Source organism: Streptomyces sp. NPDC088147 (assembly GCF_044741565.1).
Classification (GTDB): domain Bacteria; phylum Actinomycetota; class Actinomycetes; order Streptomycetales; family Streptomycetaceae; genus Streptomyces.
Window position 1 is genome coordinate 426,816 of the sequence record NZ_JBIUSY010000004.1, and the last position, 25,615, is coordinate 452,430.

Here is a 25,615-nt window from a genome sequence, read left to right on the forward strand (position 1 = left end):
GCGCGGCACAGTAACCGGCCCCGCCGCCCGTGCCGGAGCAGGACATACGGGGCCGGACCGCGTGGCGGACCCTCCCGTGGGGTGACGGGCCGTCAGCCGTTCTGTGCGAGGCGGCTGTGCGCGCGTCCGTACACGACGTACACGACGACGCCGATGACCATCCAGACGCCGAAGCGGAGCCAGGTCTCCGCGGGCAGGTTGAGCATCAGCCAGAGGGAGGCGAGCACGGACGCGATCGGCAGGTACGGCACCAGCGGGGTGCGGAACGAGCGTGGCAGGTCGGGGCGCTCCCTGCGCAGGATGATGACGCCGAGCGCCACCACGACGAAGGCGAACAGTGTGCCGATGTTGACCAGTTCGGCCAGTTCCTCGATGGAGGTGAAGCCGGCGACGATCGCGACGATCAGCCCGAGCAGGACGGTGGAGCGGTACGGCGTGCCGAACCGGTGGTGGACACGGGAGAAGGTACGCGGCAGCAGTCCGTCACGGCTCATCGCGAAGAACACGCGGGTCTGGCCGAGCAGCAGGATCATGCAGACCGAGGTGAGTCCGACGGCCGCGCCGAAACTGATCACCCCGGCCCAGAAGGGGTGGCCGACCGACTTGAAGGCGTCGGCGAGCGGGGCGTCCACCGTCAGCTGGCTGTAATGCTGCATTCCGGTGACGACGAGCGAGACGGCGACATAGAGCACGGTGCAGATGAAGAGGGAGCCGAGGATGCCGCGGGGGACGTCGCGCTGCGGGTTGACGGTCTCCTCGGCGGCGGTCGCGACGATGTCGAAGCCGATGAACGCGAAGAAGACGACGGCGGCGGCGGTGAAGATGCCCAGGACGCCGAAGTTGGTGGGGGTGTAACCGGCCATCAGCTGGATGAGCGGGGCCCTGAGCCCGCCGCCGCCCGCGGCGGGCTCGGACGGCGGGATGAACGGCTGGTAGTTGGCGCCGTTGACGAAGAACGCTCCGACGATGATCACGAGCAGGACGACGGTGACCTTGACGCCGACGATGATGCTGGTGACGCGCGAGGAGAGCTTGACGCCGACGACGAGGATGCAGGTCAGGACGAGGACGAGCAGGAACGCGAGCAGATCGAAGCCGAACTTCCCGTGCTGCGTGCCGGAGAGGAGGTCCGGCAGGCTCGCCCCGGCATTGCCCAGCAGCGAGCGCACATAGCCGGACCAGCCGACCGCGACGACCGCGCAGCCCAGCGCCAGTTCCAGCACGAGGTCCCAGCCGATGATCCAGGCGGGCAGCTCACCGAGCGAGGCGTACGAGAAGGTGTACGCGGATCCGGCGACCGGCACCGTCGAGGCGAACTCGGCGTAGCAGAGGGCGGCCAGCGCGCAGACGACCCCGGCGACGACGAAGGCGATGGCGGTGGCGGGCCCGGCCGTCTGCCTGGCCACGACACCGGTCAGGACGAAGATGCCGGTGCCGATGATCACGCCGACGCCGAAGACCGTCAGATCGAGCGCGGAGAGGGACTTCCTGAGCGCGAACTCGGGGTCCTCGGTGTCGCGGATCGACTGCTCGACGTTCTTGGTGCGGAAGACGCCGCTTCCGGCTGGTCCCGAGTCCTGCTGCGTACTCACCGGCGTACCTCCGTGTGCGCGTTCATCCGGCCATGATCGAGAGGCGTCCTCCCGCCAGGCACCCGATATGGGCGGATTTCACACGGATGGGCCGATTGGACCACCCTTACAGGGCGGCCCCACCGGCCCATCGGCCACGTCGGTACGTCGGCACGTCGGCGCACAGGTACGTCAGCGCGCAGATACGTCAGCGCGCAGGTACGTCGGCGCGCCGTGGCGACGACGGTTCAGTCGCGGGCGGCCTCCGTGGGCGAGTCCACCAGCCGGCCGTCCAGCCGCGCGACCAGGCCGGTGACCTGGCGCGCGATGTCCGGCGCGGTCAGCCCGATCTCGGCCATGACCTCCTTGCGGGAGGCATGGTCGAGGAAGCGCGGCGGAATGCCGAAGTCCCGCAGCGGCACGTCGACCCCGGCGTCGCGCAGCGCCTGGGCGACCGCCGAGCCGACGCCGCCGACCCGGCTGTTGTCCTCGACGGTGACGACCACGCGGTGCTGCTCGGCGAGCGGCGCGAGCGCCTCGTCGACCGGCTTGACCCAGCGCGGGTCGACAACCGTCGTCGAGATGCCCTGTTTATCGAGAAGGTCGGCGATGTCCAGGCACATCGGGGCGAGCGCGCCGATGGAGACGAGCAGGACGTCCGCCGTGCCCTCCTCGGTCCTGCGCAGCACGTCCATGCCGCCGACCCGGCCGACGGCGGCGACCGCCGGGCCGACCGCGCCCTTGGAGTAACGGACCACGGTCGGGGCGTTCTCCACCGCGACGGCCTCGCGCAGCTGGGCGCGGACCTGGTCGGCGTCGCGCGGGGCGGCGATCCGCAGCCCCGGCACGCACTGGAGCATCGACAGATCCCACATGCCGTTGTGCGAGGCGCCGTCGGTGCCGGTGACCCCGGCCCGGTCCAGGACGAACGTCACCCCGCAGCGGTGCAGGGCGACATCCATCAGCAGCTGGTCGAAGGCCCTGTTGAGGAAGGTCGCGTAGAGCGCGAACACCGGGTGCACCCCGCCGGTGGCGAGGCCCGCGGCGGAGACCGCGCCGTGCTGCTCCGCGATCCCGACGTCGTACACCCGGTCGGGGAAGGCCTTCGCGAACTTCTCCAGACCGACCGGCTGGAGCATGGCCGCCGTGATGGCGACGATGTCCTCGCGCTCGTGCCCGAGCTTGACCATCTCCTCGCCGAACACCGAGGTCCAGTCCATGCCGGCGGCGGCGATGGGCAGACCGGTGTCGGGGTGGATGGGACCGATGCCGTGGAAGTGGTCGGCCTCGTCCTGCTCGGCGGGCTTGTAGCCGCGGCCCTTCTCGGTGATGCAGTGCACGATGACCGGGCCGCCGAAGCGCTTGGCGCGCAGCAGCGCGGACTCCAGGGCCTCGATGTCATGGCCGTCGATCGGGCCCACGTACTTCAGGCCGAGGTCCTCGAACATGCCCTGCGGGGCGATGAAGTCCTTCAGGCCCTTCTTGGCCCCGTGCAGGGTGTCGTAGAGGGGCCTGCCCACGACCGGGGTGCGGTCCAGGATCTCCTTGCCGCGGGCCAGGAAGCGCTCGTAGCCGTCGGTGGTGCGCAGGGTCGCGAGATGGTTCGCGAGACCGCCGATGGTCGGCGCGTACGAACGCTCGTTGTCGTTGACGACGATGACGAGCGGACGGTCCTTGGCGGCGGCGATGTTGTTCAGCGCCTCCCAGGCCATACCACCGGTCAGCGCGCCGTCCCCGATCACCGCGACCACGTGGTCGTCCTTCTTCAGGACCTCGTTGGCCTTCGCGAGACCGTCGGCCCAGCCCAGCACGGTGGAGGCGTGGGAGTTCTCGATGATGTCGTGGTCGGACTCGGCACGGGACGGATAGCCGGAGAGTCCGTTCCTGCTCCTGAGCTTCGAGAAGTCCTGACGGCCGGTGAGCAGCTTGTGGACGTACGACTGGTGCCCGGTGTCGAAGAGGACCTTGTCCTTGGGGGAGTCGTACACGCGGTGCAGGGCGATGGTCAGCTCGACGACACCGAGGTTGGGACCGAGGTGGCCACCGGTCTTGGAGACCGCGTCCACGAGGAAGGACCTGATCTCTCCGGCCAGCTGCTCCAGCTGCTCCGGGCCGAGCCGGTCCAGATCGCGCGGTCCCCTGATGCGGGTCAGCAACGCCACCCGTGCCTCCTAAGCGTATGAGCTGTCGAGCATGCCGATCTGGCGAGTCTAATGTTCCACTCGCGCGAGTGGTCGGCGGGCGGTGGGTTCTACGTCACCCGATCGACGGTACGTACGTCATATCGGCTGTGCTCCGGGCCACGGCTGTGCCCCGCCCCGGAGCACAGCCGTGCCCGGCACCCTCGTGAGGGTGCCGGGCACGGCGCGCGGGACCGCGGTCAGGCGCGACCCGCGGTCTTCTGGGTCTTGCGGGTGACGGAGTCGATGACGACGGTGGCCAGCAGCACACCACCGGTGATCATGTACTGGATCGGGGTGGCGATGCCCTCCAGCGCCAGTCCGTACTGGATCGAGGTGATGACCATGACACCGAGCAGCGCGTTCCAGGTGCGGCCCCGGCCACCGAAGAGGCTGGTGCCGCCGATGACGGCCGCCGCGATCGCGTTCATCAGCAGGTCGCCGGTGCCGGCGCCCTGGTTGGCCGCGGCGATCTTGGAGGCGATGAAGAGACCGCCGATGGCCGCGAACGTACCGGCGATCGAGTAGACCGAGACCCGGATCAGGGTGACGTTGATACCGGCGCGGCGGGACGCCTCGACGCTGCCGCCGAGCGCGAAGACCTTGCGGCCGTAGGTGGTGCGGCGCAGCACGAAGTCGGTCGCCACCAGGATCAGCAGGAAGATGACCGGCGCGAGGGGCAGACCCTTGTACTGGTTGAACATGAACGCCGCGGCGAAGGCGACGACCGCCAGGACCACCGTGCGCAACGCCGTCTCGCTGACCGGCCGGGACGGGACTCCGGCCGCCTCACGGCGGCGGTTCTCCAGGAAGGACGTCAGGAAGAACGCCACGACCGCGACGAGGGCGAGACCGTAGGCCGCCGCGACATCGGTGAAGTAGTAGGTGGTGAGCTTGGCGACCAGGCCGTCGGGGTTCAGGTTGATGGTGCCGTTGTCGCCCAGGATCTGCAGCATGAAGCCGAGCCAGAACAGCAGACCGGCCAGGGTGACGGCGAACGCGGGCGCGCCCACGCGGGCGAAGAAGAACCCGTGGATCGCGCCGATGACCGCGCCGCTGACGATGGCGACCACCAGGGCCAGCCACTCGTTCATCCCGTGAGTGACACTCAGCACGGCGACGATCGCGCCGGACACGCCGCTGACCGAGCCGACCGAGAGGTCGATCTCGCCGAGCAGCAGGACGAAGACGATACCGACGGCGATCATGCCGGTGCCGACCATGGCGACGGAGATGTTGCTGAGGTTCTCCGCGGACAGGAAGTTCGAGTTCAGGCTCTGGAAGACCACGCAGATGATGAGCAGACCGATGATGACCGGGAGAGAACCCAGATCACCGGCGCGTATCTTGCGCTTGAACTCGGAGAGATAGCCCGCGAATCCCTGCTCGCGCACCAGCAGCCGGGGGTCCACCGCGGTGACCGCGCCCTCCGCCGCGGCGGGGGCGTCGACCGGGGCCGGGATCTGCTCTCCCGGGGTCTTCTCAAGAGACGTGGAGGTGTTGTCCGTACTCACTTCTGAACCTCCACGGTGCGCGACGCGCGGCGGGTCACGGCATTGTCCGTGGCGCCGGTGATGGCGGCGATGATCTCTTCCTGAGAGGTGGACGCGACGTCGAAGACGCCGTTGTTGCTGCCCAGCCTGAGCACGGCCACCTTGTCGGCGACGGCCTTGACGTCGGCCATGTTGTGGCTGATGAGGAGCACGGCGAGACCGCGCTCCCGGAGCCGCTCGACGAGGTCGAGCACCTGGGCGGTCTGCTCGACGCCGAGGGCCGCCGTGGGCTCGTCGAGGATCACGAGCTTGGGGTCGCCGAGCATCGACCGGGCGATGGCCACGGTCTGCCGCTGGCCGCCGGAGAGCGAGGCGATCGGGATACGGACACTGGGTATCCGGATCGACAGTGTGGTGAGCAGTTCGCGCGAGCGGCGCTCCATCTCGACCTCGTTGAGGACGCCCCAGCTGCGGAGCTCCCTGCCGAGGTAGAGGTTGCCGACGACGTCGATGTTGTCGCAGAGCGCCAGGTCCTGGTAGACGGTCGCGATGCCCAGGTTCTGGGCGTCGTGCGGCCGGCCGATCGAGACGGGGCTGCCCTCCCACTCGATGACGCCGTCATCGATGGGGTGTACGCCGGCGATGGTCTTCACCAGCGTTGATTTCCCGGCGCCGTTGTCGCCCACGAGGGCGACCACCTCACCGGAGTGGACCTCAAGCTCTACGTCGGTGAGCGCCTGGACGGCACCGAATCGCTTGGAGACCCCTCGCAACGCCAGCACGGGCGTAGCGGTCACGTGAACCATCTCCTTCGCCGCCTGACCGGCGGGGATGCCGCGCCGGGGGGAGGCGCGGAGGTCGAGCAGAAGAGACAAGCAAGGGGGCCGGCCGCGCGGGACCGGTCATGGACGACGCGCGGCACGGCACACGGGACGCACCGGAGGGGCCGGAGTGGTTCCGTCCGGCACCCCGCCCCAGCCGCGGGGCATTGACGGTCGGGGTGCCGGACAGGCTTTCACCGGGGGAGGTCACCGGGCGGTCCCTGAACGGGCTACTTCAGGCCGATCGCGTCGCAGCCGGCCTTGTACTTGGCGGTGCAGATCTCGCCGGGCGTGTAGATGCCTTCCTTGATGACCGTGTCGCTGATGTTGTCCTTCGTCAGCGAGACGACCGGGACGAGCACGGACGGGACACCCTTGGTGGTCGGGCTGTCCACGGTCGTCTTCGCGATGGAGTCGAGCTTCTCGCCCTTGGCGAGCGCGACGGCCATCTCGGCGGCCACGGCCGCCTCCTGCGGGTAGGACTTGTAGACGCTCATGAACTGCTCGCCCGTGACGATGCGCTGCACACCGGCGAGTTCGGCGTCCTGGCCGGTGACCGGCGGGAGCTTGCTGAACCCGGCGCCCTTGAGCGCGGTGATGATGCCGCCCGCCATGCTGTCATTGGCGGAGTAGACGCCGATGATCTTGTCCTTGCCGATGGCGGAGATGGCGCCCTCCATGTTGGCGTTGGCGTTCTCCGGCTTCCACTCCTTGGTGTCGTACTCCTTGCCGATGTTCACCTTGCCGTCGAGCTCGGAGTGCGCGCCCTTCTTGAACAGGGCGGCGTTCGGGTCGGTGACGGCACCGTTCATCATCACGATCTGACCGGACTTGGCCTTGGAGCCGAGCGCTTCGAGGAGCGCCTTGCCCTGGACCCGGCCGACCTCTTCGTTGTCGAAGGAGGTGTACGCGTCGATCGGCCCCTCGGCGAGACGGTCGTACGCCACGACCGGTATGCCCGATTCCTTGGCCTTCTTCACCGAGCTGGCGATGGCCTTGGAGTCGACCGCATCCACGACCAGCACGTCGACCTTGTTGGTGACCATGGTGTCGACCTGCTGGTTCTGCAGCGTCGCGTCCTGCTTGGCGTTGGCGTAGACGACCTTGCCCGTGCCGTCGGTCAGCTCGCTGACCTTCTTCTCGATCAGCGGCTTGTCGAACTTCTCGTACCGCGCGGTCTGGTTCTCCGGCAGCAGCAGGCCGACCGTGATCGGGCCCTTCTTGTCCGACGTGGACGCTTCGGCCTTGTCTCCGGACTCCTTCGCGCTGCCACAGGCGGCGAGGGAGACGGCCATAGCGGTAGCGGCGGTGGCCACGGCAGCACGACGCATCTTCGCGTTCACTTCAAAAACCTCCCTGACGAGGCCGCGTCGTTGCGGCCGAGGTGGCAGGAAGTCAACTCCGGCACGGGGCCAGCGTCAAGGAGTAAATCCTTAACGAGATGACAACGGTGCCATTCGTTATCTAAGTGAAGGCAGGCGTTCCCGCCGGAAGGGCGCTCTCCAGAAGGGTCGAATCGCCCATCTCGCTCAGGACGAGGGCGAGTGCGCCGAGCACCTCGGCCCGGCCGCCGAGCGCCCCCGGGAGCACCGACAACTGCCGTGCCGCGCTGGGGATCGCGTACCGGGAGACGGACTCGCGGATGGGCCCGAGCACCAGTTCCCCAGCCTCCGCCAGATCCCCGCCGAGCACCACCCGGCTGGGGTTCAGGAGATTGCACAGATTGGCCACGCCGCTGCCGATGTGCCGGCCGACATCGGCGATCACCCGGCGGCAGCCCGGATCGCCCTCCCTGGCGAGCTGGACGACGCGCTCCAGGGTGAGGTCCGCGCCGTGGCTGGGCTGGAGCAGCGGCAGTACGTAGCGGGCCGCCGTGAAGGTCTCCAGGCAGCCGCGGTTGCCGCAGCGGCAGACGGGGCCCGACTCGTCGAGCGTGATGTGCCCGATCTCGCCGGCCGTACCACCGGGACCGCGGTAGATCTGGCCGGCTATCACCAGCCCGGCGCCGACCCCGCTGGCGACCTTGATGTACGCGAGGTCCTTCACCCCCCGGCCGCTCCCCCAGACCAGCTCGCCGAGGGCGCCGAGGTTGGCGTCGTTGTCGACGTACACCGGTACGCCGAGCCGCCCGGCCAGCTCGTCGCTGGGGTTGATGCCGGTCCAGCCCGGGAGGATCGAGGTGGAGCCGAGGGTGCCCGACTCGACGTCTATCGGCCCCGGGACGCCGAGGCCGACTCCGATCACCTTCTGACGGCTGACGCCGGTGGTGACGATCAGCCGCTCGACGAGTTCCTCGGCCCGGCCGAAGCCCTGGGCGGACGAGGCGTCCACGTCGAGGGGCTCCGACTCCTCCGCGAGCACCTGGTGGGCGAGGTTGCCGATCGCCACCCGCAGATGCGTATGGCCGAAATCCACCCCGATGACCGTGCCCGCGTCCCCGCTGAGCGAGACACTGCGGGCCCGGCGGCCCCCCGCCGAGGTGGGCGTGACCTGGACCGTCCCGCCGTCCTTCAGCTCACGGACGATATTGGAGACCGTGGCCGCCGACAGCCCCGTGCTTCTGGCGATCTCCGCCTGGGTGAGCGAACCGGCCATACGCACCGCGCGTACGACCCGTTCGAGGTTGGCCCGGTGCAGAGACGACTGCGACCCCGGAGTCTCCACGACTCATCCACTCCTGCCCTTGGCAGGCGGCACGACCACCGCCCCCGGCCGGGGCCGCGCCAATGAGACCCCGACGTATCTCCAACTTGTGAACCCTAAGCTCAGCCCTCGGGGCACCTCCCCGTCAAGACCTTGAGCAATGGGAACACGCCGAACCGCCCGCCGACCGGGGCCGACGGGCGGTTCGTCCGGATCTCGGCTCCGGAACGAGCGGACTACTTGAGCGCTCCGGCCGTCAGTCCGGCCACCACCTGACGCTGGAAGATGATGTACGCGGCGAGCACGGGCAGCATCGCCATCACCAGGCCGGCGAAGAGACCGGACCAGTCCCCCTTGTACCCCTGGCTGACGGCGAGCTGCACCAGCCCCTGGGAGAGGACCTTGTTGTCGGGGTCGGTGTTGAGCACCGTGGGCAGCAGGTACTGGTTCCACTGCCCCAGGAAGTTGAAGATCCCGACGCTGATCAGACCCGGCTTGGCCATCGGCAGCATCACCTGGAAGAAGGTCCGGGTGTGCGAGGCCCCGTCGATGATCGCCGCTTCCGCCACCGAGGTCGGGAGCGTTCTGAAGAACGAGGTCAGGAAGAAGACCGTGAACGGCAGCGAGTAGGCGATGTAGACCAGGATCAGGCCGTGGATCGTGTTCAGCAGGCCCATGTTGTTCATGACGTAGAACAACGGGACCAGCGCGAGGATGATCGGGAAGCTCATCCCGCCGATGAACAAGTAATAGATGAACCGGTTCCCCGGGAACTCGAAGCGGGCCAGTACGTACGCGGCCATCGAGCCGAGCAGCAGCGTGCCGACCAGTGAACCCGCCACCACCAGAACGGTGTTGAGGAAGTAGTCGCTCATATGCGCCTGGGTCCAGGCACGCGACCAGTTCTCGAAGCGCAGCGTGTCCGGCAGCGACCACGGCGAGGTGAAGATCGACTTGTCGTCCTTGAAGGACGTCATGACCGCCCACAGCAGCGGCATCGCGACCAGGAAGGCCCAGATGACAAGCACGCCGTGGGAGAAGACATTGAGGACGCCGCCGGTCCTCGACTCCTTGTCGGGCGGAGCGGCCGTCTTGGTCACGGCGGGCCGGGTCCGTACGGCGTCGGCCGGCGGAGGCGTGTCGGCGGGGGGAGGGGTCTCAGTGGTCTTCATCAGAACTCCAGCCGCTCACGTCGACCCAGCCGCATCACGATGGCGGCGAAGGCCAGCGTGACGATGAGGAGGGCGACACCGATCGTGGTCGCATAGGCCGCCTGACCGTCACGGAACGCCTTCTGGTAGACGAGCAACGTCAGCACATTGGTGGAATCGGCGGGACCGCCCGGTCCCACGGTCATGATCTGGACCACCGCGAAGGACTCCGCGCCCAGGGCGAGGATGCCCATATAGACCCAGCCGGACTGCACGGTGTCCCACAGCAGCGGCAGGGTGATCCGGAAGAAGGTGGTGAAGCGGCTCGCACCGTCCAGCAGCGCCGCCTCGTAGAAGTCCTTCGGGATGGAGGCCATGCCCGCAGAGAAGAGGACCACGAAGAAGCCGGTCGTGCTCCACACCAGGACGGCCATCACACACCACAGCGCGAGCTTCGGATCGCCCAGCCACTCCGGCTTCACACTGTCCAGACCGACCGCGCTGAGCGCCGAGTTGATGGCGCCGCTGTTCGGGTTGTACGCGAACTGGAAGAGCAGGGCGACGATCGCGATCGAGAGCACTTGCGGGAAGAAGTAGACGATCTTGTAGAACGAGGATCCGCGGACCCCCGAGATGGCCGCCCCCTTCCGGCTGCGCCCGCCGACATTCAGCATGAAGGCGAAGAACAGCGCCAGACCGAGGACCACCACGGGCAGCAGGAGCGCGAAGGTCAGACTGTGCTGGAGGGAACTCCAGAAGGTGTCGTCATCGAGCATCCGGATGTAGTTGTCGAAGCCCACCATCGCGAAGTCGGGGCTGAGACCGGTCCAGTCCGTGAACGAGTAATAGATGGACTGGATGAATGGCCATACGACAAAGAGCGCGTATATCGCCAGGGGGAATACCAGAAACCCCACAATGAACCGGTATTTGCCGTGCTGCATGTCTCCCGACCCCGAATCTCCGGCGGGTATCGCCGTGCTGCCTTGGGGGGCCCGTGCGCCGGGCCGGAACCGGAAGCCCCGGCGGGGCCTCCGGTCACTTCCGCTCCTACTGGTGCTTGTAGTGCTTGATGGAGGTGTCCTTGGCGGCCGCGTCGGCGTACTCCTGGCACTTCTTGATGGCCTCGGCGGGGGTCAGGCGTCCGGCCATCATCTCGCCGAGCGCGCCCACACCGATCTTTTCCTTCTGGAGGGCCACGTACCAGTCCTGGAGCCGCGGGTTGAGCACGTTGGCGCCGGCCTTGGCCAGCGCGTCCACCCCGGATTGCAGCGCGGTGGAGAGGGTGAGTCCGTCGGTGCCGCCGTTGAAGGAGCTCAGCGACTTCACCTTGGACGTGAAGTTCTTCGACGACGCCTCGCTCAGCATGATGCGCAGCTGCTCCATGCCGCCGTCGGGGTTCTTGGCGTTCGCCGGCACGACGAAGGGCTCGCCGCCGGACGCCCAGAGCGTGCCGAACGGGAGCTTGTCCGAGCTGTCCAGGCTGGACGGCGCGGCCACCTTCATCTGGAAGTCCTTCGGCGTGGTCTTCGCCGCCTCGTTCTCCACCCAGGAGCCGTTCGGGATGAACAGGGCCTTGCCCTCGGTCCAGGCGGTCTGCGACTGGATGTGGTCGAGTCCCGGGGTGCCCTGGAGGATGTAGCCCTTCTTGAACAGCTCGAAGTACGCCTCGAAGGCGGACTTCACGGCCGGGTGCTTCCAGGCGTTGGGCTCCAGGTTGTCGATGGCGTCGAGGACCTCGCGGCCACCGATCTTGCCGATGAACGGGTAGAGCGAGAAGGGCACGTAGTACGGGTACTTGCCGGCGTACGTCCAGCCCGCGATGCCCTTCTTCTTGGCCTTCGCACAGAGGGCCAGCATCGCGTCCCAGTCCTCGGGGTACTCCGCGTCGAGCTTGTCCAGCGCGGTCTGCGAGTACCACACGCCGTAGACGGTGTACGCGTAGTAGAGGATCCACACCGGGTCGCCGTCGAACTGGCCCATCTCCACGACGCCGGGGCGCAGCGTGTCGCGGACCTTCTTGGCCGGGTCGTCGACGGAGGGCGCGTCCAGCAGCGGGGTGAGGTCGGCGAGCTGCTTCTTGCCGACGAGAACGCCCATGTCCATCTGCTCGGCGCCCGAGTTGTCGATCAGGTCGGGCGGGGTGCCGCCGTTGAAGCGCGGCTGGAGCTCGGACTGGATCTTCTGGGTCGGGGTGAACTTCACCTCCGCGTCGGGGAAGGCCTTCTCGTACTGCTTGACGGCGTCCGTCGCGTACTCCGTACCGAATCCGCCGTCGAACAGGACGAAGTCGAGAGGAGCGCTCGCGTTCACGCCGAGCGGGTTCTTCTCGGTCGCCTTGCCCTTCTCGACCTTCTTGTCGCTCCCGCTGTCGCTGCTGGCGCACGAGGCCAGGAAGCTCATCGTCGGGACGGTGATCAGACCGATCGCGGCGGACCGCTTGATCACATCGCGACGGCCGAGGCCCTCGCTGTTCTGAGCGGAGGTGGATCCCATGCTCAAGTCCTCGCCTTCTCCAGGACTCAGGCGGTGTACCGGTCGCCCGTCCTTCTCTTCTGAGGCGAAGGGCCCCGCCACCGCGGTCAAATGTAGCTGGGTCGTGCGGAATTGCTGCGCTCGATCGTGCCCGATCGTGCTCGATCGCATCGCTTGGGGGGACGCCGACAGGTATAGTCCACTTCCCGCCGACGGGGCAAGATCGAAAGCAGGTTTGGACGGCAGTCTTTCCCGAGTTGAGACCTCGTGGATATCTGAGCCGGGTGTGTACTCATTCGACCACCTCGGTCTCTCCAGAATGAGCCATTCCGAACACGCCATCCCCGCAACACCCTTGACACCACACGACACTTGGCCCCTACTGGACCCTGCGCTCCCGTTTGACAACGTTGTCCAACTTGGTACGCAGGACGAAAGGCTCGGTATGCGGCAGAGAACCGGACCCCGGCGCAGACAATGGCATACGGCCGCCCTGGTGGCGGCCGCCTCACTGCTCGTCGTAACAGCACAGTCGGCGGCTATAGCACAACCCGCTCAACCGAAGTCGGCGGAAAGGGAATTCACCTCCTCCTTCGAAGCGGACGAACCCCAGCCGGAGTGGCGCAACACCGTCGAAGTGGGACCCGACGGAGAGAAACGGGCATCCGGCGTCGACGGCGGCTTCACCAACGGAATTCCGGGCAATGTCACGGACCGGGTCGTGGAGCTGCGGGCCAGCGACGAGAACACGGGCGGCGGTGAGACCAAGGAGAACCTCGTCGATGTCCAGTCGGCGACGAAGTGGCTGGCGTTCGAGCCCACCGCCTGGATCGAGTTCGATCTCGACGAGCCGGTCAAGGTCGTCACGTACGCGCTGACCTCCGCGAACGACCACGCCGAGCGCGACCCCAAGGACTGGACGCTCCAGGGCTCCACCGACGGCAAGGAGTGGAAGGAGCTGGACTCCCGGAAGGGCGAGACCTTCACGGAGCGGTTCCAGACCAAGTCCTACGACGCCGCCGTCGAGGCCCCGGCCGCCTACCAGCACTTCCGGCTGGACATCACGGCGAACAACGGCGCCTCGGACGCGACCCAGCTGGCCGACGTGCAGTTCTCCGACGGGGACACGAGCACGCCCGCGCCGCAGGACATGCGCACCCAGGTGGACCGCGGCCCCTCCGGCTCCCCCACCGCCAAGGCCGGCGCCGGATTCACCGGCACGCGAGCGCTGAAGTACGCCGGTACGCACCAGCCGGAAGGGCGGGCGTACTCGTACAACAAGGTCTTCGACGTCCGGACGGCCGTGCGGCGCGACACCGCGCTCTCGTACCGGATCTATCCCTCCCTCCCGGAGACGGATCTGAACTATCCGGCCACGAACGTCTCGGTCGATCTCGCCTTCACCGACGGCACCTATCTGAGCGATCTGAAGGCGACCGACGCCCATGGCGGGCTGCTGACCCCGCAGGGCCAGGGCGACGCCAAGCGGCTCTACGTCAACCAGTGGAACCAGGTGGACGCCCGGATCGGCGCCGTGGCCGCCGGCAAGACCGTCGACCGGATCCTGGTGGCGTACGACTCCCGCACCGGCCCCGCGAAGTTCCAGGGCTGGATCGACGACATCAGCCTGGCGCCCAAGCCCGCCGAGAAGCGGCTCGCGCATCTGTCGGACTACGCCTCCACCACCCGGGGCACCAACTCCAGCGGCTCCTTCTCGCGCGGCAACACCTTCCCCGCGACCGCCGTGCCGAACGGCTTCAACTTCTGGACGCCGGTGACCAACGCCGGTTCCACCAGCTGGCTCTACGAGTACAGCCGCGCGAACAACGCCGACAACCTGCCGACCGTGCAGGCCTTCAGCGCCAGCCATGAGCCGAGCCCCTGGATGGGCGACCGGCAGACCTTCCAGCTGATGCCGTCGGTGGCCGCCGAGACGCCCGACGCGTCCCGTACGGCGCGGGCGCTGCCCTTCCGGCACGAGAACGAGACCGCGAGGCCGCACTACTACGGCGTGACGTTCGAGAACGGTCTCAAAACCGAGATGACCCCGACCGACCACGCGGCGATGATGCGGTTCACCTATCCCGGCGACAACGCCAGCGTGGTGTTCGACAACATCTCCAACGCGGGCGGGCTCACGCTCGATCCGGCGACCCGTTCCTTCTCCGGCTTCTCCGATGTCAAGAGCGGACTGTCGACCGGCGCGACACGGCTTTTCGTATACGGCGTCTTCGACGCGCCCGTCACCGCGAGCGGCAAGCTCACCGGCGGCGGGGGCGCCGACGTCACCGGCTATCTGCGCTTCGACGCCGGCAAGGACCGTACGGTCACCCTGCGCCTGGCGACCTCGCTGATCAGCCTCGACCAGGCGAAGAAGAACCTCTCCGACGAGATCCCCGCCACCACCCGCTTCGAGCGGGTCGAGGACCGGGCGCAGAGCGCCTGGGACGCCATCCTGGGACGGGTGGAGGTGGAGGGCGCGGACCACGACCAGCTGACGACGCTCTACTCCAGCCTCTACCGGCTGTATCTGTATCCCAACTCCGGCTTCGAGAACACCGGTACGAAGTCCCGCCCGAAGCAGCAGTACGCCAGCCCGTTCTCGCCGCAGACCGGGCCCGACACCCCGACGCACACCGGCGCGAAGATCGTCGACGGCGAGGTGTACGTCAACAACGGCTTCTGGGACACGTACCGCACGACCTGGCCCGCGTACTCCCTCCTCACCCCGAAGAAGGCGGGCGAGCTGGTGGACGGCTTCGTCCAGCAGTACAAGGACGGCGGCTGGATCTCCCGCTGGTCCTCCCCCGGCTACGCGGATCTGATGACCGGCACCAGCTCGGACGTGGCCTTCGCCGACGCCTATGTCAAGGGGGTCGACTTCGACGCGGAGGCGGCGTACGAGGCGGCGCTGAAGAACGCGACGGTGGTGCCGCCCAGCTCGGGTGTGGGCCGCAAGGGCATGGAGACGTCGCCGTTCCTCGGCTATGCCTCCACGGAGACCCATGAGGGCCTGTCCTGGTCGCTGGAGGGCTACCTCAACGACTACGGCCTGTCGAAGATGGGCGAGGCGCTCTACAAGAAGACGAAGAAGGCGCGGTACAAGGAGGAGTCCGACTACTTCCGCAACCGCGCCCAGAGCTATGTCTCGCTCTTCGACTCGAAGGCCGGCTTCTTCCAGGGCCGTAACCTCAAGGGCGACTGGCGGGTCCCCTCCGCCTCGTTCGACCCGCGGGTATGGGGGTACGACTACACCGAGACGAACGCGTGGGGCTACGCCTTCACGGCGGTGCAGGACAGCCGCGGGCTCGCCAACCTCTACGGCGGACGCCCCGGTCTCGCGGACAAGCTGGACACCTACTTCTCGACCCCCGAGACGGCCGGCCCCGAGTTCGTCGGCTCGTACGGCGGCGTCATCCACGAGATGACGGAGGCGCGTGACGTACGGATGGGCATGTACGGCCACTCCAACCAGGTCGCCCACCACGCCGCGTACATGTACAACGCGGCCTCGCAGCCCTGGAAGACCCAGGAGAAGGTGCGCGAGGTCCTGGGACGGCTGTACGTCGGCAGCGAGATCGGCCAGGGCTACCACGGCGACGAGGACAACGGCGAGCAGTCGGGGTGGTACCTCTTCTCCGCGCTCGGCTTCTATCCGCTGGTGATGGGCAGCGGGGAGTACGCGGTCGGCTCGCCGCTCTTCACCAAGGCGACCCTCCGTCTGGACAACGGCCGCACGCTGGTCGTCAAGGCGCCGAAGAACAGCGACAAGAACATCTACGTCCAGGGCCTGAAGGTCAACGGCAAGTCCTGGAACTCCACGGCGCTCCCGCACGATCTGCTGGCACGCGGCGGGCAGCTGGAGTTCGCGATGGGCCCGAAGCCGTCGTCCTGGGGCACGGGCAAGAACGCGGCGCCCGTCTCGATCCAGCAGGACGACAAGGCCCCGTCACCGCGCACGGACGTCCTGACCGCGTCGGGCCCGCTCTCCGACAACTCCTCGGGCACCTCGGCGCCGGTCGAGTCCGTGGAGCTGCCGGTGCCGTCGGCGACGAAGGCGGTCCAGTACACGCTGACCTCGTCCACGGCCGCGAAGGCCCCGGCAGGCTGGACACTCCAGGGCTCGGCGGACGGCACGAACTGGCGGACGCTGGACACGAGGACGGCGCAGTCCTTCGCCTGGGACCGGCAGACCCGGGCCTTCACGATCGCCAAGCCGGGTACGTACGCGAAGTACCGCCTGGTGAGCGACGCTCCGTCGACCCTGGCGGAGGTGGAACTGCTCCGCTAGCGGAGTGAGCCGAACAGCCGGAACGGGTCACCCGCACACGCGGGTGCCCCGTTCCGCCACGCCGGGACCCCGGTCCGCCCGGACCCGAAGCCAGGCCCTACCGGGTTCGCCGACGCCCTATCCGGTCCCGCACCGCGAGCGCGCGGGGGTCGTCGTAGTCGGCGAGGAGCGCCAGCGCCTCCGTCCAGTGCCCGAGCGCCGCTTCCAGATCGTCGGCGAACAGCGCCTCGGCCAGACCGTCGAGGGCCATGGCCTCGTCCCAGGTGTCACCGAGTTCACGGTGAACGGCGACGGCCCGCCGGTGGAAGTGCGCCGCCTCCTCGTGCCGGTCCATCCGCCGGTACACCTCGGCCGTGCTGTTCCAGGCGAGCGCTTCCCGGCTCTGGTTTCCCAGCCGGCGGTGCAGGGTCGCGGACCGCTGGTAGGAGGCGAGCGCGTCCGCCGACCGGCCGTTGGCCTGCTGGGCGTCGCCCAGCGCGAGGAGCCAGTAGCCTTCGAGCCGGTGATCGCGCAGCGTGAGGGCGATGTCCACGGCGTCGCGGGCCGAGGCGAGCGCCTTCTCCGCTTCTCCCTGTTCCCGTTCCAGGTGACTGAGGAGTCGCAGGATGTTGCCCTCGCCCCGTGGATTGTTCAGGGCGCGGTGGGACGTCAGCGCCCGCCGGGCGGCGGTGAACGCCTCGGGGAGACGGCCGGCGCGGTCGTGGGCTCCGGCGAGATTGGAGAGCACTGTCGCCTCCCAATGGGCGGCGTCCTGCTCCCGGAAGGCCGTGATGGCCTGCTCGAAGAGGTCGGCGGCCCGGGTGAGTTCCCTCCTGTGGAGATGAACCAGTCCGATCAGGTTGAGCGAGTGTGCCTCCCCGGCCCTGTCCCCCAGCTCACGCCAGATCCGCAGGGCCGCGCTGTGGTTCTCGTGGCTCTCGCCGAGGCGGTTGTTCCTGGTGTGGCTCATCCCCAGCTCGGTGAGCAGCTGAGCCTCTCCCCGGCGGTCACCCAGCCGGCGCGCCGCCGCCAGGCCGATGCGACCGACCGTCGGCCAGTCGGCGACGGGAGCGGAGGGAGAGTACGCGTTGGCCAGAACCGCTGACAGGTGCCAGGCGAGCCGGTCGTCTCCCGTATCGGCGGCGACGCGCACGGCCTGGAGCAGGTTGGTGTGCTCGCGCTCCGCCCAGTCCACGGCGGCGTCGAAGTCGGCGAAGGACAGAGGCCGTACCTCCGCCGCGGGCGGGGACAGCTCCAGATGGAGTTCGGCGGGGCTGATCCAGCTCTGCGCGGCGTCCGCGGTGTGCAGATACCAGTCCAGTACCCGGCGCAGCGCCGCCGTCCGTCCCTCGGGCGGTTCCTCATGCTGCGCCTGGTCGGTGGCGTAGGCCCGCAACAGGTCGTGGAACTGGTAACGGTCCGGCGCGGTCTGTTCCAGCAGATGGGCGCCGACGAGGGAGTCCAGCAGCTGCCGGGCACGCGGAGCGGTCAGTCCGGCGAGAGCGGCGGCGGCATGAAGGCCGAACTCGGGGCCGGGGTGCAGACCGAGCAACCGGAACAGCCGGGCCGCGCTGTCGGGCAGAGCACGGTAGGACCAGGCGAAGACGGTACGGACCGCTTCGGCCTCCTCGTCGTCCCCCGTGCTGAGAGCTTCCCAGAGGCCGCTCTCGTCCCGCAGGTCCGCGATCAGGTCGTCCAATTTCATATGCGGTCGGCTGGCGGCGCGTTCGGCGGCGATTCGCAGGGCCAGTGGCAGCCGGGCGCAGAGTCCGGCCAGTTCGGTGAGCTTCTCCAGATCGTCTTCCGGCCGGTAGCCCGCGGTGACGGCCCGCAGCAGGGCCACGGCCTCCGGCTGTGGCAGCGTTCCCAGGGTCAGTCGGCGTGCCCCGTCCCTGACGGCGAGTCCGGACAGCCGGCTGCGGCTGGTGACGACCACCAGACAGCCCCGCGCTGCCCGGCAGCAACGGGCGGACCTGGCCGACCGTGGCAGCGTTGTCAAGGACGATCAGCATCCGGCGGTCGGCCAGAAGGGAGCGGTACAGCGCGGCGGCGGCATCGACGTCCTGTGGCACCGACCGGGGCCGTACACCGAGCGCGCCGAGGAAGCGGTGCAGAGCTTCCGGCGCCGTGACCGGCTCGCCGGGGTCGTAGCCACGCAGATTGACGTAGAGCTGACCGTCGGGAAAGCGGTCCTGTACCTGATGGGCCCAGCGAAGGGCGAGCGAGGTCTTTCCCGCGCCGGCGGTACCGGCTATCACGCAGACGGAGATGACGAGCGGCTGACCGTCCTCATCGGCCAGAACGGCGTTCAGCTCGTCGAGTTCATGCGTGCGATTGACAAACCCCCGCACATCAGCGGGGAGTTGCCGGGGTGTGGTGTGCGTGGAACTGTCCTCGGCCTCCGCGGCGTGGTCATGGAAATGGATTCCCCCGCTCACGCTTCCGGCCTGGACAACATCGCGCGAAGTGCCCGACAGGTCATTGTGCGACCTGCCGGGGCGCTTCTCGTCTCCGCCGTGCTCGTTGATCGTCCTACTCCGCGTTCGTCGTCGGCGGGGGAAGATGCGCCACCTCGCGAGCGAAGTAGCTCTCCACGTCCTCGCCCGCCCCGTAGAGTTCCTTGATGTAGCTCTCCCAGCGTCCGACGATCCCGGTGTCGGAATAGCGGATCGCGCCTTGCGAAGCGCCGGACTCGTCATAGAGCACCTGGTAGAGCGTGCTTCCGCCGAGGATGACCACTTCCGGCAGGGGGCCTTCGCTCTCCGCCGCGGCTAATACTTCGGCATTCACCGTACGGATTCTCTCACCGTATTCCGCTCGCTGCCGCAGTGAATGGAGCTCCCATTGCAGATAGGGCGTCAGCGGCCGTTCCACTACACGCACCCGATGGAAGACGAAGCCACGACGTTCGTCGTCACGGGCGGACTCGAGGAGATCATCGCGTCGTTCGTCGATGAGTCGCAGCGCCTCTTCCCACGCGCCTCGGGAGAGCGCGTCCCGGCTGGCACTGCCCTGTTCCTGGAAGTGCTGCCGCCGTTCGAGCTTCCAGGACTCGGCGTCACGGATCGCCGCGTCCCGTTCCCGGAAGTCCCGCTTGTAGACATCTCGTACGAGCCTCTCGCCCCGCTCGGGCGGGAGAGTCGGAGCGCGCAGGTCAAGCATCCGCGATATCCGTCTTGGCGGCGCTGAGCATGCTTCCGGGGATGACGACCAGTCGTTCGTCGGCGGCGAGAGTGACGCCCTTCGGCAGCCGCGGACCGTAACAGGAGGTGAGGTCCCGGCCGATCACCGCGATATCACCGTTGTCGAGCTGCCAGATGTCCGGGCAATCGTCGCGTCCATCGGAATGGCCTAATTCCTCGGCCGACTTTCCGAGTCGCCGCTCGAATAACGCGGACGGATCTGCCTCCCAGGCACGTGCCATGCCTGCCTCCACTCAGGGTTGATTGAGTGCGCAACTGAGCCACAGTCTATGTGTGCCCGATTACTCAGAGCAACGTGCTGTGGGGGCGGGTTCTCGCCATAGAACGCGGTGAGAGCTGTGCCCCGTACGCGTACGTACGGGGCACAGCCCTCAACCGACCGTGATGGAGCCCTACTTGCGGATCAGGCTGCGCAGCACGTACTGCATGATGCCGCCGTTGCGGTAGTAGTCCGCCTCACCCGGGGTGTCGATACGGACGACCGCGTCGAACTCGACGCCCGTGTCCGTCGTCACCTTGACCGTGCGCGGGGTGGTGCCGTTGTTCAGCTCCGTCACGCCGGTGAAGGAGAAGGTCTCCTCGCCGGTGAGGCCCAGGGCCTGCGCCGAGGCGCCCTCCGGGTACTGGAGCGGCAGCACGCCCATGCCGATCAGGTTCGAGCGGTGGATGCGCTCGTACGACTCGGCGATGACGGCCTTCACGCCCAGCAGCGCGGTGCCCTTGGCGGCCCAGTCGCGGGACGAGCCCGAGCCGTACTCCTTGCCCGCCAGGACGACCAGCGGGGTGCCGGCGGCCTGGTAGTTCTGGGAGGCGTCGTAGATGAAGGAGACCGGGGCGCCCTCGACCGTGAAGTCGCGGGTGAAGCCGCCCTCCGTGCCCGGGGCGATCTGGTTGCGCAGCCGGATGTTGGCGAACGTGCCGCGGATCATGACCTCGTGGTTGCCGCGGCGGGAACCGTACGAGTTGAAGTCGCGGCGCTCGACGCCGTGCTCCGTGAGGTACGTGCCGGCCGGGGTGTCGGCCTTGATCGCACCGGCCGGGGAGATGTGGTCGGTGGTGACCGAGTCGCCGAGCTTCGCCAGCACGCGGGCGCCGGTGATGTCCTCGACCGGGGAGGTCTCCATCGTCATGCCCTCGAAGTACGGGGGCTTACGGACGTAGGTGGACTGCGGGTCCCACTCGAAGGTGTTGCCGGTCGGGATCGGCAGCGCCTGCCACTGCGCGTCGCCCGCGAAGACGTCCGCGTAGGACTTGTTGAACATGTCCTCGCCGATGGCGTTGGCCACGACGTCGTTGACCTCGGCCTCGGTGGGCCAGATGTCCGCGAGGTGGACCGGCTTGCCGTCCTGGTCGATACCCAGGGCGTCCTTGGTGATGTCCACCTTCATGGAGCCGGCCAGGGCGTACGCGACGACCAGCGGCGGCGACGCCAGGTAGTTCATCTTGACGTCCGGGTTGATCCGGCCCTCGAAGTTGCGGTTGCCGGAGAGCACCGAGGTGACCGCGAGGTCGTGCTCGTTGACGGCCTTGGAGACCTCCTCGGGCAGCGGGCCCGAGTTGCCGATGCAGGTGGTGCAGCCGTAACCGACGAGGTTGAAGCCGACCTTGTCGAGGTACGGGGTGAGACCCGCCTTGTCGAAGTAGTCGGTGACGACCTTCGAGCCCGGGGCGAGCGTGGTCTTGACCCACGGCTTGCGGGTCAGGCCCTTCTCGACCGCCTTCTTGGCCACCAGCGCGGCGGCGACCATGACGTACGGGTTCGAGGTGTTGGTGCAGGAGGTGATCGCGGCGACGGTGACGGCGCCGTGGTCGATCTCGTACGTCGTGCCGTCGGGGGCCGTGACCAGGGTCGGCCGGGTCGGCACGCCGTTGGCGGAGGCCGGGGCGTCGGAGGCCGGGAAGGACTCCTTGCCCGCCTCCTCGTCCTCGGAGACGTAGTTGCGCACGTCCTCGGCGAACTTCTGCTTGGCCTCGGCCAGGATGATGCGGTCCTGGGGGCGCTTCGGGCCCGCGATGGACGGGACGACCGTCGCGAGGTCCAGCTCCAGCTTCTCGGAGAAGTCGGGCTCGGCGGCCGGGTCGAGCCAGAGGCCCTGCTCCTTGGCGTACGCCTCGACGAGCGCGACCTGCTGGTCGCTGCGGCCGGTCAGGCGCAGGTACTTCAGCGTCTCGTCGTCGATCGGGAAGATCGCGGCGGTCGAGCCGAACTCCGGGGACATGTTGCCGATGGTGGCGCGGTTCGCGAGGGAGGTGGCGGCGACGCCCTCACCGTAGAACTCGACGAACTTGCCGACGACGCCGTGCTTGCGCAGCATCTCGGTGATCGTCAGGACCAGGTCGGTGGCGGTGGTGCCGGCCGGCAGCTCGCCGGTCAGCTTGAAGCCGACGACGCGCGGGATGAGCATGGAGACGGGCTGGCCGAGCATCGCGGCCTCGGCCTCGATGCCGCCGACGCCCCAGCCCAGCACACCGAGGCCGTTGACCATGGTGGTGTGCGAGTCGGTGCCGACGAGGGTGTCGGGGTACGCCTGGCCGCCCCGGACCATGACCGTACGGGCCAGGTGCTCGATGTTGACCTGGTGGACGATGCCGGTGCCCGGCGGGACGACCTTGAACTCGTCGAAGGCGGTCTGGCCCCAGCGCAGGAACTGGTAGCGCTCCTTGTTGCGGCCGTACTCCAGCTCCACGTTCTGCGCGAAGGACTCCGGCGTGCCGAACTTGTCGGCGATGACGGAGTGGTCGATGACCAGCTCGGCCGGGGCCAGCGGGTTGATCTTCGCCGGGTCGCCGCCCAGCTCCTTCACGGCCTCACGCATGGTGGCGAGGTCCACGACACACGGCACACCGGTGAAGTCCTGCATGATCACACGGGCGGGGGTGAACTGGATCTCCTGGCTCGGCTGTGCCTGCGAGTCCCAGGAGCCGATGGAGCGGATGTGGTCGGCGGTGATGTTCGCGCCGTCCTCGGTGCGGAGCAGATTCTCCAGCAGCACCTTCAGGCTGTAAGGGAGGCGTGCGGAGCCCTCGACCTTGTCCAGCCGGAAGATCTCGTACGACTCGTCGCCCACCTGCAACGTGCTGCGGGCGTCGAAGCTGTTCGCCGACACGACAGTCTCCTTCATCAATGTGCGCGTACTACCGTCATGCTGCCGCCACGACTCCTCGCCGATCCGCTAAGGTAAGGCTTAGTTAGGTCACCCTTACCGGCTGGCGGCCGCGGTACGCCTTCGGCAGATATCTCGATGTCGAGATAACTCTAGTACATGACCGCCGCGCGGTCATGCGCGGGTACGGCGCGGCCCGCTCCCGGGGCCGTCGGCCGGGGCGGCGGGGCGGGTCGATGCGGCAGGTCGGCGGGGCGGGCCGGTAGGACGGATCCATCGCGCCCGGCCGGTGAGCCCGTCAGCGGGTCGGCACGTTGTACGACATCAGGGCGGCCTGCCGCAGCCCGCCGGCCGGGGCCACGGGCACGCGCAGTTCGGTGATCGCGCAGTTGCGCATCGCCGGGAACACCCGCCGGTACTCGCTCCCGGGGATGCCCAGCAGACGGCACAGGACCAGCCGGAACAGCGTGTTGTGCGCGACCGTCAGCACGCGCTCCCCCCGGCGGGTGTCCGCGAGACGGAGCAGGGCCCCGGCGCCGCGGGCCGCCGCGGCCACCGGGTCCTCGCCGTCCGGCAGCGGATGGGCGGCCGGGTCGCGGCGGAACGCCGCCACCTCGCGGGGATGGGTCGCTTCGAGTTCAGCGATGGTCCGGCCCTCGGCGATCCCGAAGTCGACTTCGAGCAGGTCCGGTTCGACGACCGCCTCCAGCCCCGTCATCCGGGCCGCGGGCTCCGCCGTGCGCCGGGCGCGGGAGAGGGGAGAGGTCACGATCGCGTCGAGTCCGGCGCCCGCGGCCCACACCCCGAGCGCCTCGGCCTGCACCAGGCCGCGCGGGGTCAGATCGATGTCGCTGATACCCGTGTAGCGGTTCTCGTCGTGCCAGACGGTCTCGCCGTGGCGGGCGAGGAAAAGGGTGGTGCTGGTCGTCATCCGTGCTCCCGTGCGTAGGTGGCCGCGTCCGAGGGCAGCCAGCCGCGCTGTTCGAGGGCGTCGACCAGGGTCGCGAAGGGCCCGTCGAAGCGCCGGCCGGCCTCCGGGCGCGGTTCCAGAATCGTACGGACGCGCACCATGCGGCGGGCCGCGTCGTCGCCCGTCACCGCGTGGGCGGCGAGCACCGCCATGCCGAGGGCGGAGTCGGCGTGTTCGGGGAGGGCGGCGGGCCGGCCCAGGACGTCCGCGCGCAGCTGGTTCCAGTAGCCGCTGCGGGTGGCGCCGCCGGTGAAGGTGACCGGTCCGTCGATCGGGGCGCCCAGGAAACGTACGTATGCCAGACAGAGCCGCTCGGCGAGCGCGACGCCCTGGAGCAGCGCCGCGTAGTGATCGGCGTCGTCGGAGGGGCGGCCGAGCGTGAACGCCTCGGCGTCCGCGGCCAGGAACGGGAAGCGTTCGCCGCGCGAGACCAGGGGGTACGAGACGACGCTCGCCGGCTCACGGTCCGCGGCGAGACGGTCGAGGCGCGCGAGATCAGCTCCGGGGAACGCGTGGGTCAGGGCGCCGGCGCCGACGCTGGAAGCCCCGCCGGGGAGCCAGTGCCCGTCCGGGGAGCGGTGGTTGTAGAGGACACCGGCGGGGTCACGGAGGGGGGTGGCGGTGACGCCCTTGAGGACGAGTGTGGTGCCCAGGACGGTGTTCCACCGGCCCACCTCCCAGGCGCCCGAGCCGAGTTGGGCCGCGCAGCCGTCCGTCATGCCCGCGATGACCGGGGTGCCCTCGGCGAGGCCCGTGTCGGCCGCCGCCTCGGCGCACACCGTACCGAGCGGGGTGCCGGGGGCCACCACGGCGGGGAAGTCGAGGCCCGACAGGCCGAGCCGGTCGTGGACGGCGGTGGGCCAGGAGCGGGTGTGGAGGTCGTAGCCGGTCTTGAGGGCGTGGCTGGAGTCGGTCGCCACGGGCCGCCCGACCAGGCGTGCGGTGATGAAGTCCGGCTGGTGGCAGACGCGGGCGCCCCGGAGGGTGCCGGTGTCGCCGAGGCCCTTCGCGCCGATGCCGGGCGCGCCCCGGCCCGCGCCGGTGAGCCAGAGCAGTTTGGCCAGCGCCCAGCTCGGCTGGATACGGAGGCCGAGCGCGTCCCACACGTCGGCGCCGGTCTCCTGCGCGTACCGCGCCTCGGCCCCGGCCCGGCCGTCGTCGTACATCAGCGCCGGGGTCAGGGGCATCCCGCGCGCGTCGGTCAGCAGGACGGTGCCCGACGTGCCGCACACCGCGACTCCCCGTACGCGCGCACGCCCCCGCGTGGAGGCGGACGCGGGAGCGGAAGTGGAGGCGGAAGCGGGAGCGGACAGGGCGCTCAGCGTCTGGCGGATGGCGTCACCGGCGCCCCGCCACCAGTCGGCGGGCAGTTGTTCATGGCGGTCCCCCTCACGGTGACCGGTGAGGGGTGCGGAGCCGCGGCCGAGTACCCGCCCGTCGTCGGTGACAGCCAGAGCGCGTACGCTCTGCGTCCCCAGGTCGACCCCCATCCACACGTCCTGGTGGCGTACGTCCTGGTGGCGTGGGTCCGTCACGGGTTCCCGCCTTCTTGTCGTCGTCCGGTGTTCTCGTGGATGTTGATCTCACGATGCATTTCACACCCTGGATGCGGATTCCATTGAGGGCTTCGGTACGGCTTCATGAATCCGGACTCCACGTCTCACCTGGTAAGGAACGGGCTGACGCGGTGCCGGACGGGTTGACCAGGCCATCGACCGTGGTGAAGACTGCCGA

At 68.7% G+C, this 25,615-nt stretch carries 16 protein-coding genes; 1 reads left to right on the top strand and 15 read right to left on the bottom strand.

From position 1 onward, the window contains the following. Nucleotides 1–92: 92 nt before the first annotated feature. The 9 genes from ACIOGX_RS17015 to ngcE form a co-directional block, all read right to left on the bottom strand. The gene (locus ACIOGX_RS17015; RefSeq protein WP_401913964.1) at nt 93–1,592 is read right to left on the bottom strand and encodes an amino acid permease; all 1,500 of its coding nucleotides are present in this window, start codon (nt 1,590–1,592) and stop codon (nt 93–95) included. Between the two features lie 227 nt (nt 1,593–1,819). After that, the gene (gene dxs / locus ACIOGX_RS17020) at nt 1,820–3,733 is read right to left on the bottom strand and encodes a 1-deoxy-D-xylulose-5-phosphate synthase (protein ID WP_129768832.1); all 1,914 of its coding nucleotides are present in this window, start codon (nt 3,731–3,733) and stop codon (nt 1,820–1,822) included. A gap of 218 nt (nt 3,734–3,951) precedes the next feature. Further along, nucleotides 3,952–5,265 carry an ABC transporter permease subunit gene (locus ACIOGX_RS17025; protein WP_356511616.1) on the bottom strand — a complete coding sequence of 438 codons (1,314 nt, stop codon included), beginning with the start codon at nt 5,263–5,265 and terminating at the stop codon, nt 3,952–3,954. Then, the gene (locus ACIOGX_RS17030; RefSeq protein ID WP_030350753.1) at nt 5,262–6,050 is read right to left on the bottom strand and encodes an ATP-binding cassette domain-containing protein; all 789 of its coding nucleotides are present in this window, start codon (nt 6,048–6,050) and stop codon (nt 5,262–5,264) included. The genes ACIOGX_RS17025 and ACIOGX_RS17030 overlap by 4 nt, the downstream gene beginning before the upstream one ends. Before the next feature lie 245 nt (nt 6,051–6,295). Then, on the bottom strand, nt 6,296–7,396 hold the full coding sequence (locus ACIOGX_RS17035) for a substrate-binding domain-containing protein (RefSeq protein ID WP_356511959.1): 1,101 nt from the start codon (nt 7,394–7,396) through the stop codon (nt 6,296–6,298). A gap of 133 nt (nt 7,397–7,529) precedes the next feature. Then, nucleotides 7,530–8,729 carry an ROK family transcriptional regulator gene (locus tag ACIOGX_RS17040; protein ID WP_129768829.1) on the bottom strand — a complete coding sequence of 400 codons (1,200 nt, stop codon included), beginning with the start codon at nt 8,727–8,729 and terminating at the stop codon, nt 7,530–7,532. Nucleotides 8,730–8,944: 215 nt separating this feature from the next. Next, nucleotides 8,945–9,880 (bottom strand): carbohydrate ABC transporter permease, encoded by a 936-nt coding sequence (locus ACIOGX_RS17045; RefSeq protein WP_193563963.1) that lies wholly within the window; start codon nt 9,878–9,880, stop codon nt 8,945–8,947. Continuing rightward, complete coding sequence (locus tag ACIOGX_RS17050; RefSeq protein WP_356511620.1) at nt 9,880–10,803, bottom strand: sugar ABC transporter permease; 924 nt, start codon at nt 10,801–10,803, stop codon at nt 9,880–9,882. Before ACIOGX_RS17050 ends, ACIOGX_RS17045 begins: the two co-directional genes overlap by 1 nt. 106 nt (nt 10,804–10,909) lie before the next feature. Continuing rightward, on the bottom strand, nt 10,910–12,355 hold the full coding sequence (gene ngcE, locus ACIOGX_RS17055) for an N-acetylglucosamine/diacetylchitobiose ABC transporter substrate-binding protein (protein WP_356511622.1): 1,446 nt from the start codon (nt 12,353–12,355) through the stop codon (nt 10,910–10,912). A gap of 424 nt (nt 12,356–12,779) precedes the next feature. Between ngcE and ACIOGX_RS17060 the strand changes: the two genes are divergently transcribed. Continuing rightward, a complete protein-coding gene (locus ACIOGX_RS17060; protein WP_401913968.1) occupies nt 12,780–16,625 on the top strand; it encodes a GH92 family glycosyl hydrolase in 3,846 nt (1,281 codons plus the stop codon). 97 nt (nt 16,626–16,722) lie between these two features. Here the strand turns inward: ACIOGX_RS17060 and ACIOGX_RS17065 are convergent, their stop codons facing one another. The 6 genes from ACIOGX_RS17065 to ACIOGX_RS17090 form a co-directional block, all read right to left on the bottom strand. Continuing rightward, nucleotides 16,723–18,540 (bottom strand): tetratricopeptide repeat protein, encoded by a 1,818-nt coding sequence (locus tag ACIOGX_RS17065; RefSeq protein WP_401913970.1) that lies wholly within the window; start codon nt 18,538–18,540, stop codon nt 16,723–16,725. A gap of 596 nt (nt 18,541–19,136) precedes the next feature. Beyond that, nucleotides 19,137–19,766, bottom strand: a complete 630-nt coding sequence (locus tag ACIOGX_RS17070) for a DUF6879 family protein (protein ID WP_401913972.1) — start codon at nt 19,764–19,766, stop codon at nt 19,137–19,139. Beyond that, nucleotides 19,759–20,028 (bottom strand): hypothetical protein, encoded by a 270-nt coding sequence (locus ACIOGX_RS17075; RefSeq protein WP_401767256.1) that lies wholly within the window; start codon nt 20,026–20,028, stop codon nt 19,759–19,761. Before ACIOGX_RS17075 ends, ACIOGX_RS17070 begins: the two co-directional genes overlap by 8 nt. A gap of 171 nt (nt 20,029–20,199) precedes the next feature. Further along, on the bottom strand, nt 20,200–22,914 hold the full coding sequence (gene acnA / locus ACIOGX_RS17080) for an aconitate hydratase AcnA (protein WP_356511631.1): 2,715 nt from the start codon (nt 22,912–22,914) through the stop codon (nt 20,200–20,202). A 295-nt stretch (nt 22,915–23,209) separates the two neighbouring features. Next, on the bottom strand, nt 23,210–23,842 hold the full coding sequence (locus ACIOGX_RS17085) for a histidine phosphatase family protein (RefSeq protein ID WP_401913976.1): 633 nt from the start codon (nt 23,840–23,842) through the stop codon (nt 23,210–23,212). Beyond that, on the bottom strand, nt 23,839–25,371 hold the full coding sequence (locus ACIOGX_RS17090; RefSeq protein ID WP_401914250.1) for an FGGY-family carbohydrate kinase: 1,533 nt from the start codon (nt 25,369–25,371) through the stop codon (nt 23,839–23,841). Before ACIOGX_RS17090 ends, ACIOGX_RS17085 begins: the two co-directional genes overlap by 4 nt. Between the last annotated feature and the right edge of the window lie 244 nt (nt 25,372–25,615).